Consider the following 15774-nt stretch of genomic DNA (forward strand, 5'->3'; position numbering starts at 1 on the left):
ATAAAATGATAAGGAGATTTTGCTTGTGAAATATGTGGTTGATTTTTCAGAAGGAAGTAAAGAACAAGGTGATTTATTAGGAGGTAAAGGCGCTAATTTAGCTGAAATGACAAAACTGAACCTACCTGTACCGACAGGCTTTACGATCACAACGGAAGCTTGTTTAGATTACTTAAAAAAGAAAGAAAATATTTCAAGTGACCTTAACGCAGAAATTCGACAACACATTATTAAAATGGAAAAAAGAACTCAGAAGAAATTAGGGGATGCTTTAGACCCGTTATTGGTTTCAGTACGAAGTGGTTCAAAATTTTCAATGCCAGGAATGATGGACACGATTTTAAACTTAGGTTTAAACGATGAGACAGTTCTTGGATTGGTACAAAAAACAGGAGATGGTCGTTTTGCTTTTGATTGCTATAGAAGACTCCTGCAAATGTTTGGGGATGTGGTTTGTGGTATCGATAAAAATCGATTTGAAGAACAGCTTGATTTTTACAAATCAAAGAAAAGATATCATTCAGATACAGATATGCAAGCAGAAGATTGGCAGGAATTGGTAGCGGTTTATAAAAATATTTTTCTAGAAGTGACACATCAGGCGTTTCCTCAAAATCCATACGAGCAATTAATGTTGGCAGTGGAAGCTGTTTTTCGTTCATGGAATAATCGTAGGGCAGTTACTTATCGTCGGTTGCATAATATTTCTGATTCATTGGGAACAGCAGTCAACATTCAAGAGATGGTTTTTGGCAATTTTGGCGCTGATAGCGGGACAGGTGTTGCGTTTACTAGAAATCCTGCAACAGGTGAGAAAGGGATTTTCGGCGAATTTCTATTAAACGCACAAGGGGAGGATGTGGTTGCAGGAATACGGACCCCTCAGCCGATCAGTGAGCTTAAAGCCTTGATGCCAGAAGTATATCAAGAATTCTTAACGTTAAGTCAATTGCTAGAAAGCCACTACAGAGATATGCAGGATATTGAATTTACGATCGAGAATCGAAAATTGTATTTTTTGCAAACTAGAAATGGCAAACGAACAGCAAAATCTGCATTCAAAGTCTGCATTCAGTTAGTTGAAGAAGGAATAATCTCGAAAAAAGAAGCACTCCAACGTATTAATCAAACCATGATCACTCAATTGCTTCATCCTGTTTTTGAACCGGATGAATTAAAAAAGGCGGTAGTTTTTGCTAAAGGGTTGCCAGCCAGTCCAGGGGCCGCAAGTGGAACGATTTATTTTACTGCAGAACAAGCGAAAAAAGCGAGTGAACAAGGTGAAAAAGTTATTTTGATTCGTCAGGAAACTTCACCTGAGGATATCGAAGGTATGGTAGTTAGTGAAGCAATCGTAACTTCTAGAGGTGGTATGACCTCTCATGCAGCTGTAGTAGCACGGGGAATGGGTGTTTGTTGTGTTGCAGGTTGTGAGGAAGTTTATGTGGATGAATTCTTAGAGCAAGCAACTGCAGGAGATGTTATCTTGCGTAAAGGAGATACAATTTCGGTTGATGGAACAACAGGAACCATCTATCTTGGTAGTATTCCCTACATCGAAGGGGATGAATGGCAGTTATTAGAAACAATCACGGGCTGGGCTAAAGAAGGAGCTAGTATTGGTGTCAAAGCCAATGCGGAAACGCCAGCGGATATTAAAACAGCATTGAAATTAGGAGCGCAAGGGATTGGTTTAGCAAGAACAGAGCATATGTTTTTCGGTGAAGAACGAATAGTTGAAATACGTAAAATGATTCTTGCTGAAAATAAAGAATCCCTCATAGCACCATTAGATCGACTAAAAGAATTCCAAAAGAATGATTTTCGAGCGATGTTTACTTTATTAGAAGGAAAAGCGTGCACCATTCGTTTGCTAGATCCACCATTACATGAATTTTTACCGCAAACAGAAGAGGAAATTATTCATTTAGCAAATGAAACAAAGCTGACAACGGCTGAGATCAAACATCGTATTGAAGAGTTGCACGAACAAAATCCAATGCTTGGTCATCGTGGATGTCGTTTAGCAGTTACAACACCTGAAATCTATGAAATGCAAGTAGCAGCTATCATTGAGAGTGCAATAGAAGTTGCTCAAAAAGGAGTGATACTAGAAATTGTACCAGAAATCATGATTCCTTTGATTGGTAGTAAAGAAGAGATGGCGTGGTTAAGAGAACGCTTAGAACAAACGATCCAAACAATTTTTGTTAAAACCAACCAAGTCATTTCATACAAAATAGGCACCATGTTAGAGATACCAAGAGCTTGTTTAACAGCTGAAAAAATAGCAGAAGTTTCTGATTTTTTCAGTTTTGGAACGAATGATTTAACACAATTAACTTATGGCTTTTCCCGTGACGATTCCGGTAAATTTATTGGAGCGTATCAAGAGAAGAAATTACTAAAAGAAGACCCTTTTCAGCATATTGATGAGGATGGCGTGGGTAGCTTGATGAAAATAGCTGTAGATAAAATCAGACATGTTGATCCATCAATTACAATTGGTGTTTGTGGTGAGGTTGGCGGAGATCCTCAGTCAATTCGTTTTTTGAAAAAAATTGGCGTGGATTATATCTCGTGTTCACCATATAGGATTCCAGCAGCTATCTTGACGATTGCACAAGAGCAATAAAAAAATATTAGGTGGACTAAAACGGTGCTTATATGGTGTTGTTTTAGTCTATTTTTAATTTCTTTTTTCTTAGTGTTCTGCTTTTTTTTCAGTAAATGTTATAATTTATTGGAAGTGGATCAAGAAAGAAGTGAACAACATGAATAAGCGATGGAAATGGTCTATTGTAGGAGGAATGCTCCTTTTGCTTTTTATGCTTTTAAGTAGTTGGTTTTTTAACAAAGAAAATGGTCTTTTCGTAGAACATTTATCGGAAAGGCAAGCAAATAATCAGAAGGGGACGCTGTCGAAATCTGACAGTAAAAAGAATATCGATCAGCTAATCAAAGAGGCTCATTTTCAAGGTGCAGCTTTGTTGGTTAGCCAAAATCAGATTTTTTATCAACAACATTTCGGGTATGCAGATGCGCAAAATAAGCGCCCAAATAAAATAGACGGTCTATTTCCAATTGCTTCCTTACAGAAAATAATCACAGGGTCACTTATTTTAGAATTAGTGAAAGAAGGTAAACTAAAATTAGATACTACTTTAGATACTTTTTATCCAGAAATTAACTTGAGTCAGACCATCACGATTCAACAATTGCTTGATCACAACTCTGGTATTCTTATGGATGAAGAGGAACCAGACAAGCTTTTGACAGATCAGGAAAGCCAGATAGATAATGTTTTAGATTCCTTGTCTGTGGTCGGAAGTAAGGAATTTAATTATACGAATAGCAATTATACAATACTTGCTGGTATCCTCTCTAAACTCACAGGTCAATCTTATGAGGAAGTTGTCCAAAGAAGAGTGATTGATAAGCTATCATTGAGCCATACTTATTTTTGGGATAACCTACCTAAAGATGAAATAATTCCAAAACCTTACTTTTATATGGATGAAGATTACCAAGCAGATCCGTTTCCGGCAAATGAAAAGCTATTCTCCAGTTTATTAGGCGCGGGCAACATGTATATGTCAACTGAGGATTTTTTGGTATTCATTCAAAGTTTAGCAAATGGAAAACTTTTTGAGCAAGCTGAATATGAAAAACTAGCAGGTGCTAAAGATGATGGGTATCAAACAGGAATAATCTATTTTGATGATTTAAAATATTCAGAAGGTAGCTTAGGTGGATACGGTACAGTAATCTATGGTGATCAAGATAATAAAAATCTAGTGATTCTTTTTGCCAATCAGCCAGCAAATGATGGTATGCGAGCATTAAGTGAAAAACTTTATAGTCAGCTGCTAAACAGGTAAGTGGCTATTTGTGAAAATAATGAAAAAGTGATAGGAAGTTTTTCATTTTTATGCTATTATTTTTAATAAATCAATTGAAGAAGGTGAAGAGATGCCACTATTATTTGGAACAGCAGAATTTAACGAACAAGAGCATTTAACGATCGGTGGTTGTGACACGGTTCGTTTAGCTGAGAAATATGGAACACCGTTATTTGTTTATGATGTTGCGCATATTCGAGAGCGTGCAAGAGGATTTAAACAAACATTCAACTCTTTAGGAGTAAAAAATAAGGTGATTTACGCAAGTAAAGCATTTTGTTGTTTAGCGATGTATAAACTTTTAGAAGAAGAAGAGCTAGGTTGTGATGTGGTTTCTGCTGGGGAAATCTATACGGCAATCAAAGGCGGCATGTCACCTGAAAATATCGAATTTCATGGAAATAATAAGACCAAAGAAGAACTTGCATATGCCGTTGAACAAGGTGTGGGTACGATCATTATCGATAATTTTTATGAGATCGACTTATTAAGTGCTGTTTTAAAAGAAGCTGGTAAGAAACAAAACGTCATGTTTCGTATTACACCAGGTGTGGATGCCGAAACCCATGAGTATATTTTAACTGGACAAGTTGATTCTAAATTTGGTTTCGATGTGAACAGTGGACAAGCGACACAAGCACTAAAAAAAATCTTAGCAGATGAGCGTTTGGTTTTAAAAGGAGCCCATTGCCATATTGGGTCACAAATTTTTTCTGCTGAAGGATTTTTAGCAGCTGTCGAAAAAATGTTACTCATCTTAAATGAATGGAAAAAAGAGTTTGATTATACGGTCGATATTTTGAATATGGGTGGCGGATTTGGTGTGCAATACACAGAGGCTGACGATCCATTAGAGCCAGAAGCATTTGTTAACGCTATTGTAAATGCAGTAAAAGGTCAATGCGAATTGCTAGATTACAGATTTCCAGAAATATGGATCGAACCTGGTCGCAGTATTATCGCTGAAGCTGGAACAACGATTTATACAGTTGGTGCACAAAAAATCATTCCTGATGTACGTCATTATGTATCAGTAGATGGTGGAATGGGTGATAATATTCGCCCAGCATTGTATGATGCAGTTTACGACGGATTTTTAGCAAACAGAATCAGTGCGGAAACGCCAGAAGAAATGAGAATTGTCGGTAAATATTGTGAATCAGGAGATATTTTAATCAAAAATATCGAGTTACCACCCATGGAACCAGAAGATTTATTTGCTATGACAAGTACGGGTGCATATGGTTATTCAATGGCAAATAATTATAATCGTAACTTAAAACCCGCTGTTGTTTTTGTAGAAAATGGTCAGGATAAATTAGTGATTCGCCGAGAGACTTATGCAGATTTGATTTCATTAGATTGTGAGTAATAAACGATAGAGAGGATGGAACAGAGGGATTGCTTTTGCTCCTATCGTTTATCCAGATTCCATGTGAGTGGGATATGACTCGAAGAGTCATGTCCTACTCACTTTTTGTTTTTAGTACATCCATACTTTTTTTCAAAAATAAGAGTATAATTAAATAAGGAGTCAAATTTTTAGAATTGAGGTGGAGTGCGTGAAGTGGATTGTATTGATCTTGGTTGTTTTATTGATTTTGATTGTTGCAGTTTCTGTTTATGCAGCGAATTTTTTCCTAAATGTAGCACTTTTTAGAGATAATAATTGGTATGACAAGACAGGTCATAAAATGATGAATCCAGATAATTTCAATAAAGGAAAATCTCAATATGACCTTACTGAGGAGCAACAAATTCAACAAGGTGATCTTTTTTGGCAAGAAGCGTTTGCGAAAGATCATTGGGTAGAAAAAGACGGAGAAAAATTGTACAGCCGATTGATCAGGCCACATCCTGAAAGTAAAAAATGGGTAATTTGTGTTCATGGTTATCGTTCATATGGTAAGCGCGATATGGCTTATGTTGCATCAAGGTTTTCTGAACAGCAGTATAATATTTTAGTTCCAGATTTAAGAGCGCATGGCAAAAGTACAGGAAATGTGATTGGAATGGGCTGGCTGGACCGTTTAGACTTATTAATATGGATCCAAGAAGTCCTTGTAATTGAACCTGCAGCTGAAATCATTCTGTTTGGGGGATCGATGGGAGCGGCAACGGTGATGATGACAAGTGGCGAATCATTACCCGATAATATCAAAGGTCTAGTTGTAGATTGTGGCTATTCATCTGTCTACAGCGAGTTTGGTGCTATGCTACAATCGGCATTCAAGTTACCAGCGTTTCCTATATTGACGATTGCAGATGGCTTGGCTAAAAAGAAAGTTGGCTACTCATTGAAAGAGGCTTCCTCCGTAGCTCAGTTGGCTAAAAATGATTTGCCGACGCTGTTTATTCATGGTACCGGTGATAAATTTGTTCCTCATCAAATGCTTTATGAAAATATGGAAGCAACGAATGGTGTAAAAGAAAGTTTGATTATTGAAAAAGCACCTCATTTATCTTCATTTATTTATGAGCCAGAGCATTATTTTGACACTGTTTTTGAATTTGTTCATCGTTATTGTTAAGAAAGGGGAAATCATGTGGATGCTAAAAATAAACAACAGAAGTTAAGTTTAGGGATTATCTTGATTTTGATTGCGGCTACCTTGAGTAGTTTAGGTCAATTAGCATGGAAATTTGGTGCTGATGGAACCGGAAGTTATGCGATCCTTCTTTATGCAATCGGTTTTTTAGCTGCAGGAGCGGGGATGTTTTTTATGATGGCGGCCTTCCGTTATGGTGAAGTGTCCATTTTACAACCGATGATGAGTTTGGGGTTTGCTTTGTCGATTGTTTTAGGGGCATTATTTTTGAATGAAAGTATTACGTGGTATAAATTACTTGGAACAGGTTTTATTATTGCAGGTTCGATCCTTTTAGGCATTGAAGGAAACGAGGAGACGGTATGATCGATTATGCAGCAATTTTGATGATTCTGGTCATTACAACTTTTTCTGGAAGTGCAGGTGCTTTGGCTTTGAAAAAAGGAATGAATGATCTTCCTCAATTAAGCCTTAAGTTGGTGTTGAAGAATGGTTGGATTTATTTGGGATCGTTCCTATACATTTTAAGTGCGGTAACTAATATTGTTTTATTAAAATTTTTAGACTATTCAATCGCATTTCCAATGACATCATTGACGTATGTTTGGACTGTTATTATTAGTTACTTTATTTTTAAAGAAAAACTGAGTGTTCGAAAAGTTTTAGCTGTAATTTTAATTATCATTGGCGTTTTTATTATCAGCCAATAAAGCATGTGATTGGTAATGAAATCATTCTAGTTGTACTATAGATTTATAAACAACAGGAGGGATTACGATGACCGTCAAATCAAAAGGAATCGATAAAATCAAATTATTGCAGGCCGTAACAACAATCGTGACAGGAATCTTTATGTTGAACGCAGTATTGAAAGCAAGCAAAAAATAAATGCGTGTACTCGTAAGTGTTACTGCCAATGTTCTTTACAAGAGCATCGGCAGTAATACTTTTTTTGTGCCCAAAAATAAGTTGGGAGACTTTTAAAAGGTCGCTCTAGTTGCAACACTATATACTTAAATAAAGTAAGTAAGTCAATCCGAAGGAGGTAAAATAATGAATAAACAACTGAAAATCTTACTGTTTATCATAGTGATGTTGGCACTTTTATCAGGATGCGTAATTGTGCGGATGTAAGGAGGGAAGAAATGAAAAAAATGATCGTTTTAATATTTTTTTGCTTATTTATATTGTCTGGATGCAAGATTGAATGTAATAGCCCCCAAAGTGCCAGAGATGATAATTACGGAGTGAATCCTGGAAGTAGCTATAGTAGTGAGAGTAGTGGTGATGATAAAACAAGCGATACCCTTGTCTCAAAAACAGGTACAGGAGATGAGGTCATTACGAATTTGCCTTTTAAAAAAGGACCTATTGTTATTGCACTCAAGCATGATGGACAAGCAAAATTTACTGTAAAAATGTTAGATAGTAATGGTACTGTCGTAGCAACTTTAGTTGATAAAACGGGTAGTTATTCAGGGAAAGTTATTGTTCAAATTCCAAAAGATGCGGATAATTATATTCTGGAAATACGAGCAGATGGCAAGTGGCAAACAGAGACTTCGAAAGCGGATGTGTATTAGAAGAATATTGTTGTTAATTAGAAAAAATAGTACTGGAAATATTAACTGTAGAAGTGTTCTGTTATTTAGAGCATTTCTATTTTTATTTATGCTAACAGTTTATTTATAATATTTATTGATGTTTACATAGTATATATAGTTATGTATAATTTACTTTGAGTAAGGTTGTTTTCCGATGTTGGCTAACTGGCATAGTGAAATACTTCTGCGATAAAATAAAGTAATCTGCTCAATTAGATATCCGTGGTATAGATATTCTAAATAAAACGAAAAAAGAGTCAGGGCAATCATTTTCATTACCCTAACTCTCGCAAATTTCTATTAAAAATTATCGAATACCCAAAGCAATCCGAGCATAACGTGACATTTTATCGGTAGTCCAAGCGGGATACCAGACCAATTTTACTTCTGGGTTTTTCACTTCTGGAATTTCTTTTAACGCTTCATGGATCTGTTCAGTAAGAACATCAGCTAATGGGCAGCCCATAGTAGTTAAAGTCATTTTGATAACAGTATCACCATTTTGCGCGAATTCAACTTCATAAATCAATCCTAAATTAACGATATCGATTCCAAGTTCGGGATCGATTACTGTTTCTAGCGCTGTTAAAATTTGTTCTTTGATATCTTCAATCTCTTCAGCAGACCATTCTTGATTTGTTTCAGTCATTGTATCTACTCCTTTTTTGTAGTCGTCCGATGACTCTAAACGAATCGCTCGTATGAGCCGTAAGGCACTCTTTTACAGTTTGTTCTTTTCATATGATACCTTTTTTTAAATACTTTGTAAATGAGAATCTTTTTCAATGAAGTCGTGTCGATAAGCGGAGTTGATCAATGGTGATAGACGATATTCTAAAATTGCATAGTAAAAAGCATCAGCTCATTTTCAGTTGCATTAAGAATATTATGTTGGGTAAAAGCTTCTAAAAATATGGCATCCCCTTCATGTAAGATAAGTACCTCATCTTTTAGCTCGATAGTTGCTTCACCTTTAATTACGTAATTGATTTCACAAAGATTGTGAGCAATTTTTTTACCGCTAGAGGATGATTGAGCATCAATATAAATTTTTGAGATGACCATATTGTTTGTATGTACGGGTAAATTGAACAAAGTATCATAGTAAGTTGAGTTTGTTTGCCAAGGATTATAAATTGTACCAGAAGAGTTTCGAATTACTTTGTAACCATTTTCTGAGGTTTCATTATCTGGAATAACTTGAGGTGCTTCATTCGCTAAAAGTGAAGCAACAGTGACTTCTAGTGCATCGGCGATTTTTCTAAGAGCTTCAAGCGAAGGGCGATTTATACCACGTTCGATTTGTGATAAGAAGCTTGCAGAGTAGCCTGTCTTTTCGCCAAGTTCAGTTAAAGTGATCTTTTTTTCTTTCCTTAAAAGCTTAATTTTTCTAAATTCCATCTACAGCCGTCCTTTGTTTAGAGTCCTTTTTTCATTCATATTATCTCGGATTCGTTACAAAATTACAAGTACTTGGTATTTGATTAAAAAAAACACATCTAAATCTCATTATTATATTGACATTTACATAGAGTAAACTTAAAATTGTAACCAATAATTCAAATTTTGTGGTAAAGTTTAATTCAAAATTAAAAAAAGGATGTTTATTATTTCTTTTAGATATAATTATTTTTGATAGGTGAGTAATAAACATAAAAATGAGTGTTGATATAAATCAAATACTATTGGGGGAAATGAATTGAAAATAACAAAAATAAATGTAGCACCAAAAGCAGTCAAGCTAAAAGAACCGATTACGATTTCACTTGGAACAATTGAACATTCGATGAGTGCAATTGTTGAAATTGAAACAGATGAAGGGATGATAGGTTACGGAGAAGGATCGCCGGGGATTTTGATTACAGGTGAAACGTTAAAAGGAACTACGGAATGCATCGAACTATTTGAAAAGCAATTACTAGGCGTTGATCCTTTGGACATAGAAAAAATCCATAGTATCATGAATTCTATGGCAGCACATGCACCTTCCGCTAAGACCGCAATCGATATTGCTTGTTACGATTTATTTGGGAAAAAGGCAAATTTACCGGTTTATAAACTTTTAGGCGGTTTTGATTCATGTGTTAAAACAGATATGACAATTGGGATCGATACACCTGAGAAAATGGCTGAAAAAGCAAAATTGGCTGTTTCGCAAGGTTTTGACACGCTGAAAATAAAGGTAGGGACGGGTTTTACTGCAGATATAGCGCGTATCAAAACAATCAGAGAAGCTGTTGGTACTCAAATAAATCTTCGTTTAGATGCTAATCAAGGGTGGAAGCCGAAAGAAGCTGTGAATACAATCAATCATCTAGCTCAATACGGTATTGAATTAGTTGAACAGCCTGTTGCTTACCACGATATTGAAGGATTGGCTTTTGTTACAAATAATGTTTCGACACCGATCATGTCAGATGAAAGCTGTTTTAATTCTAAGGATGCTTTGCGCTTAATCAAAGCACGTGCAGTTGACTTTGTGAATATTAAGTTGATGAAATGCGGTGGGATTCATGAAGCGTTGAAAATCAATAGTATTTGTGAAGCTGCAGGTGTTGAATGTATGATTGGATGTATGGTGGAAGAAACCAATATAGGTGTGACTGCTGCGGCACATTTAGCAGCAGCGACTAAAAACATCACAAGAGCAGATTTAGATGCAACTTTTGGATTGAATGAAGTCGCAATACCAGGCGGTGTGGGGCTGGAAGCAACAAGCCTGATCTCTTTGTCAGATAAAGCTGGTTTAGGTTTAAGTAAATAAGAAAGGTGAGTGTCACATGTATTACGATTTAAAATTTATGAGTGTACCTTTGCCGGAAGACATCATTAAGTTGAAGAATTATGGTGACTTTAAAGGGGCGGAAAAGTTAATTGAACACCTATTATCAAATGAACTACCCGTGGCATTGAGAAAGCGCTTGGAAATCGAGCAAGACATCATTCGAATCGTTGGTATCAATGAGTATCCATTTGACTTTGACGAAGCCAGTAAAATGATGAAAGAAACATTCAAAGAGTACCAAGAGCAAGAACTAACAGTATTAAAAGAAACTGGAAAAGTAGATTGGCTTTATATTGATGGCAAGATTCATTTTCAACGTCGTTTCCTAATGAATTTGATCAAGACACAAGCTGATTATGAAGCAAGACTGATCGTTAAAGAAGATAATGAAGTGGATCGTTTAAGAAAACAAGAACTGACCCATAATGTTCAATTAATGAAAGAACAAGGAGGCAGAAAAGTAAAAATCCATTTGAAAGCAAGCATTCAAGTAAAAAAAGAATATGAACGTCCAGGAGAAAAGGTCAAAGTGTATCTGCCTTTGCCAAAGGATTGTAAACAGGTATCAGATATTCAAATTTTAAAAACGACACCTAAAGCGACGTTTATTGCACCCGAAAACGAAGCACAGCGCACCGTTTATTTTGAAACAATTTTAGAAGAAGATCAAATTTTTTCAGTAGAATACAGCTACACGAATCAAGTTGACTATGTAGAGTTGGATCCAGAAAAAGCATCTGAGTTACAACCTGAATTTGAACTAAATGAAGAATTACCACACATTCGCTTTACACCTTATTTGGAACAATTGCTTGCTGAAATTCTATCAGGTGAAACCAATCCAATAATAAAAGCGCGAAAAATCTATGACTTTATCACAACTAAAGTCAATTATTCGTTTATGCGGGAATATTTTACGATTGAGAACATTTCAGAGTATGCTGCAGTCAATTTAAAAGGGGATTGCGGCGTTCAAGCTATTTTGTTCATCACTTTATGCCGAATGGCTAACATCCCCGCAAAATGGCAGTCAGGGCTATATGTATCGCAATACTATACTGGTTGTCATGATTGGGCGCAGTTTTATGTAGCGCCTTATGGTTGGGTTTTCGCTGATCTATCTTTTGGCGGTGGCGCGCGTAGAAACGGAGATTTAGATCGTTGGAATTATTATTTTGGCAATTTAGACATTTTCAGAATGCCGGCAAATAGTGAAATCCAAAAAGATTTCAATCCGCCAAAACGCTTTTTACGAGCAGATCCAATCGACAATCAACGTGGGGAATTTGAATATGAAAATCAAGGTCTTCCTTATGCTTACTTAGAAGTGAAACAAGAGTTAGTGTCAATGGAGGAACTTGTATAATAAATAAAAAATGAGAAGGAAAAGGTGGAACGTATGAAAAAAGGGTTAAAACAAAGTATAACATTGATTACAACTATGCTGTTGCTTTCAGCTTGCGGGGGAAATTCAGGCAATAAGTCAGCAGATAGTACAGATGATAAATCTGCAACAGGTCAAAAATCATCAAAAGTACTCAATTTGATGGAAGCATCAGAAGTGGGTTCGATGGATACGATTTTCACACAAGATGAGCCTAGTGTAAATGCACAATCGAACGTTTTTGAAGGACTTTATCAATTAGATGATAAAGACAACGTTATTCCAGCAGTAGCCAAAGAAATGCCCGAAATCTCTGAAGATGGTAAAACATACAAAATAACATTGAGAGAAGATGCAAAATGGTCAAATGGCGACAAAGTAACTGCCAATGATTTTGTTTTCGCATGGAAAAAGATGGCCGATCCAAAAAATCAGGCGAATTACTTTTTCTTAATGGATGGCACGATCCTCAATGGAACAGAGATTGTGAATGAAGAAAAATCTGCAGATGAATTAGGTGTCAAAGCCTTAGATGACTATACACTTGAAATTAAAATGGAAAAACCAGTAACATATTTCACATCACTACTAGCATTCTCACCATTTTTCCCACAAAACGAAAAATTTGTGACAGAAAAAGGCAAGGAATATGGAACGTCAAGCGAAAATATCGTTTCTAATGGACCATTTTTAATGGAAAATTGGGATCAATCATCAATGTCATGGGATTTAGTTCAAAATCCAAATTATTACGATGCAGACAAAGTGAAATCAGAAAAAATACACTTTGAAGTCTTAAAAGAAACAAATACAGTATTCAATCTATATGAATCAGGTGAATTAGATGTCGCGATTCTTACAGGAGATTTTGCAAAACAAAATAAAGACAATCCAGACTACGAAGCAATTCAACGTTCAAAAGTCTACTCATTGAGAATGAATCAAAAGCGTAACGATAAACCATCGATCTTTGCAAACGAAAATGTTCGTAAAGCTGTGGCCTATGCACTTGATAAGAAAAGTTTAGTAGACAATATTTTAGCAGATGGTTCAAAAGATATTTACGGGTACATTCCAAAAAATTTCGTTGCCAATCCTGAAACAGGAGAAGACTTTAGAAAAGAAGCGGGCGACTTAGTCAAAACAGACGAAAAATTAGCCAACGAATATTTAGATAAAGCTAAAAAAGAATTGAACGGTGATGTCACGATCGAATTGTTATCTAAAGATGGTGATGGCGATAAGAAAGTAGCAGAGTTTATACAAGGACAATTAGAAAAAACATTGCCAGGCTTAAAAATCAATGTAAAAACAGTTCCTTTGAATAATTCGATCGAACTCATGAAAAAAGGCGACTATGAACTTTCTGTCAGCATGTGGGGTCCAGATTACCAAGATCCAATGACGTTCCTAGAAAGCTCAGTCAGCACAAAAAATAAAACAAGTTATCGCAGTGAAAAATATGATCAGTTGATCGATGATGCCTCTAATAAATATGCTAATGAACCCGAAAAACGTTGGGAAACATTGATCGCAGCTGAAAAAGTTTTAATAGAAGAAGATGTTGCTTTGATTCCATTATATCAACAGGCAAGAGGACAATTAGTTCGTCCTGGTGTTAAAGGAATCGAGTATCATAACTTTGGTGCAACTAGCACTTACAAAAATGCTTATATCAAGGATTAAATGAGTAAAGGTTTAAAGGTTTACTAAAAAACCAAAAATCTTCTAACAGAAATGCTTGACCTCAAATTGATTTGCTTGTATTATACTACTTGGGCACCTTTGAGAAGGTCAGAAGTTTACAACGAATTCCAGCTCCCTATTCTTTTTTGGATAGGGAGCTTTTGTTTTTTATGGCTGATAAAAACAAGTTCTTCGTTGTTCACTCATCTCTACAAATCTATTTTGAGAAAGGGTTTTTTTATATTATGACAAAATATATCTTTGTTACAGGCGGCGTAGTTTCTTCTATTGGGAAGGGAATTGTTGCAGCATCTTTAGGACGTTTATTAAAAAATCGCGGCTTGAAAGTAACGATTCAAAAATTTGATCCATATATCAATGTGGATCCAGGAACAATGAGTCCTTACCAACATGGAGAAGTTTTTGTCACAGATGATGGTGCCGAAACAGACTTGGATCTTGGTCACTATGAACGTTTTATTGATATCAACTTAAATAAATATTCAAACGTAACAACAGGGAAGATTTATTCAGAAGTATTGAGAAAAGAGCGTAAAGGTGAATATTTAGGTGCGACAGTACAGGTCATTCCTCATATTACAAATGAAATCAAAGACAAAATCATGCGTGCAGCTACCATGACGGATGCTGATATCATTATTACAGAAGTTGGCGGGACCGTTGGAGATATCGAATCACTACCATTTTTAGAAGCGTTGCGTCAGATGAAAGCAGATGTGGGTAGTGACAACGTAATGTACATTCATACAACACTAATCCCTTACTTAAAAGCGGCTGGCGAAATGAAAACTAAACCAACACAACATAGTGTAAAAGAATTACGCAGTTTAGGGATTCAACCAAACATTTTAGTGGTTCGTACAGAATTACCAGTTTCTCAAGGAACAAAAAATAAATTAGCTCAATTTTGTGATGTAGCACCAGAAGCTGTTATTGAGTCACGTGATGTAGAAACACTGTATTCTATTCCATTGGCTCTACAGGCACAAAACATGGACCAAATCGTCTGTGATCACTTAAAAATAGAGGCACCAGTTGCTGATATGACAGAATGGCGTGCATTGGAAGAAAAAGTATTAGGCTTGAAGAAAACAACTAGAATTGCCTTAGTTGGTAAATATGTTGAACTTCCGGATGCTTATCTTTCAGTAGTCGAAGCATTGAAACACGCTGGTTTTGCTTTTGATTCTGATATTGCGATCGATTGGATTGATTCACAAGAATTAACTGAAGAAAACGTTGCAGATATTTTAAAAGATGCAGATGGAATCCTTGTACCAGGCGGATTTGGAGATCGTGGAGTAGAAGGGAAGATCGAAGCAATTCGTTTTGCCCGTGAAAACGATGTGCCATTTTTAGGTATTTGTCTAGGCATGCAAATGGCCTGTGTCGAGTTTGCTCGTAATGTTGTAAAATTAGAAGATGCAGGTTCTGCTGAAAATAATCCAGATATTCTTAACAACATTATTGATTTGATGGCGGATCAAGAAAATGTTGAAAATCTTGGAGGAACGTTACGTTTAGGTTTGTATCCATGTAAACTAAAAAAAGGCAGCGTTACTGCTAAAGCTTACGAAGGACAAGAAGTTGTTCAAGAACGTCATCGTCATCGCTATGAGTTCAATAATAAATACCGTGAATTATTTGAAGAAAACGGCTTGGTCTTTTCTGGTGTTTCACCAGATAATCGCTTAGTTGAAATTGTTGAGTTGCCAGAGAAGAAATTCTTTGTTGCTTGTCAATTCCATCCAGAATTGATTTCTAGACCAAACAGACCTCAGCATTTGATTAAAGGATTTGTTGAAGCTGCTTTAAGTAATCAATAAACTAAAAGGTACGATAT

Annotated in this window: 13 protein-coding genes; 11 read left to right on the plus strand and 2 right to left on the minus strand. The window is 36.0% G+C overall.

Annotation, left to right across the window (positions count from 1 at the left end; all coding sequences use genetic code 11):
* Positions 1-25: 25 nt before the first annotated feature.
* The 7 genes from ppdK (at position 26) to BCR21_RS00355 (ending at position 8034) form a co-directional block, all read left to right on the plus strand.
* Entirely contained in the window at positions 26-2635 is a 2610-nt protein-coding gene (gene ppdK, locus BCR21_RS00325; RefSeq protein ID WP_084013179.1) for a pyruvate, phosphate dikinase, read from the plus strand.
* Between the two features lie 139 nt (positions 2636-2774).
* Positions 2775-3881: a serine hydrolase domain-containing protein gene (locus BCR21_RS00330; RefSeq protein ID WP_069644541.1), complete on the plus strand. Its 1107-nt coding sequence runs from the start codon at positions 2775-2777 to the stop codon at positions 3879-3881.
* Between the two features lie 91 nt (positions 3882-3972).
* Positions 3973-5274 (plus strand): diaminopimelate decarboxylase, encoded by a 1302-nt coding sequence (lysA, locus tag BCR21_RS00335; RefSeq protein ID WP_069644542.1) that lies wholly within the window; start codon positions 3973-3975, stop codon positions 5272-5274.
* A 190-nt stretch (positions 5275-5464) separates the two neighbouring features.
* A complete protein-coding gene (locus BCR21_RS00340) occupies positions 5465-6433 on the plus strand; it encodes an alpha/beta hydrolase (protein WP_069644543.1) in 969 nt (322 codons plus the stop codon).
* Positions 6434-6448: 15 nt separating this feature from the next.
* Positions 6449-6817 carry an EamA family transporter gene (locus BCR21_RS00345; RefSeq protein ID WP_069644544.1) on the plus strand — a complete coding sequence of 123 codons (369 nt, stop codon included), beginning with the start codon at positions 6449-6451 and terminating at the stop codon, positions 6815-6817.
* Entirely contained in the window at positions 6814-7161 is a 348-nt protein-coding gene (locus tag BCR21_RS00350) for an EamA family transporter (protein ID WP_069644545.1), read from the plus strand. The genes BCR21_RS00345 and BCR21_RS00350 overlap by 4 nt, the downstream gene beginning before the upstream one ends.
* 435 nt (positions 7162-7596) lie before the next feature.
* Positions 7597-8034 (plus strand): hypothetical protein, encoded by a 438-nt coding sequence (locus tag BCR21_RS00355; RefSeq protein WP_069644546.1) that lies wholly within the window; start codon positions 7597-7599, stop codon positions 8032-8034.
* A gap of 328 nt (positions 8035-8362) precedes the next feature.
* Here BCR21_RS00355 and BCR21_RS00360 read toward each other — a convergent pair whose 3' ends face one another.
* Positions 8363-8704 carry a metal-sulfur cluster assembly factor gene (locus BCR21_RS00360; protein WP_069644547.1) on the minus strand — a complete coding sequence of 114 codons (342 nt, stop codon included), beginning with the start codon at positions 8702-8704 and terminating at the stop codon, positions 8363-8365.
* 185 nt (positions 8705-8889) lie between these two features.
* Positions 8890-9456 carry a helix-turn-helix domain-containing protein gene (locus BCR21_RS00365; RefSeq protein ID WP_069644548.1) on the minus strand — a complete coding sequence of 189 codons (567 nt, stop codon included), beginning with the start codon at positions 9454-9456 and terminating at the stop codon, positions 8890-8892.
* 298 nt (positions 9457-9754) lie between these two features.
* On the opposite strand from BCR21_RS00365, the gene BCR21_RS00370 reads away from it, so the two are divergent.
* From BCR21_RS00370 to BCR21_RS00385, 4 genes are all read left to right on the plus strand, one after another.
* A complete protein-coding gene (locus tag BCR21_RS00370) occupies positions 9755-10819 on the plus strand; it encodes a dipeptide epimerase (protein WP_069644549.1) in 1065 nt (354 codons plus the stop codon).
* Between the two features lie 16 nt (positions 10820-10835).
* Positions 10836-12206 (plus strand): transglutaminase-like domain-containing protein, encoded by a 1371-nt coding sequence (locus BCR21_RS00375; RefSeq protein ID WP_069644550.1) that lies wholly within the window; start codon positions 10836-10838, stop codon positions 12204-12206.
* A gap of 33 nt (positions 12207-12239) precedes the next feature.
* The gene (locus BCR21_RS00380) at positions 12240-13910 is read left to right on the plus strand and encodes a peptide ABC transporter substrate-binding protein (RefSeq protein WP_069644551.1); all 1671 of its coding nucleotides are present in this window, start codon (positions 12240-12242) and stop codon (positions 13908-13910) included.
* A 245-nt stretch (positions 13911-14155) separates the two neighbouring features.
* Positions 14156-15757 (plus strand): CTP synthase, encoded by a 1602-nt coding sequence (locus BCR21_RS00385; protein ID WP_069645521.1) that lies wholly within the window; start codon positions 14156-14158, stop codon positions 15755-15757.
* Positions 15758-15774: the final 17 nt, after the last annotated feature.

The sequence above is a fragment of the Enterococcus ureasiticus genome (genome assembly GCF_001730285.1).
In the GTDB taxonomy this organism is placed as follows: domain Bacteria; phylum Bacillota; class Bacilli; order Lactobacillales; family Enterococcaceae; genus Enterococcus_L; species Enterococcus_L ureasiticus.

Bases quoted from the DNA above. Each gene is read 5' to 3' on its own strand.
- BCR21_RS00385 (WP_069645521.1), top strand. From the start codon at position 14,156: ATGACAAAATATATCTTTGTTACAGGCGGCGTAGTTTCTTCTATTGGG.
- BCR21_RS00380 (WP_069644551.1), top strand. From the start codon at position 12,240: ATGAAAAAAGGGTTAAAACAAAGTATAACATTGATTACAACTATGCTG.
- BCR21_RS00360 (WP_069644547.1), bottom strand. From the start codon at position 8,704: ATGACTGAAACAAATCAAGAATGGTCTGCTGAAGAGATTGAAGATATC.
- BCR21_RS00375 (WP_069644550.1), top strand. From the start codon at position 10,836: ATGTATTACGATTTAAAATTTATGAGTGTACCTTTGCCGGAAGACATC.
- BCR21_RS00365 (WP_069644548.1), bottom strand. From the start codon at position 9,456: ATGGAATTTAGAAAAATTAAGCTTTTAAGGAAAGAAAAAAAGATCACT.
- lysA (WP_069644542.1), top strand. From the start codon at position 3,973: ATGCCACTATTATTTGGAACAGCAGAATTTAACGAACAAGAGCATTTA.
- BCR21_RS00355 (WP_069644546.1), top strand. From the start codon at position 7,597: ATGAAAAAAATGATCGTTTTAATATTTTTTTGCTTATTTATATTGTCT.
- BCR21_RS00350 (WP_069644545.1), top strand. From the start codon at position 6,814: ATGATCGATTATGCAGCAATTTTGATGATTCTGGTCATTACAACTTTT.
- BCR21_RS00330 (WP_069644541.1), top strand. From the start codon at position 2,775: ATGAATAAGCGATGGAAATGGTCTATTGTAGGAGGAATGCTCCTTTTG.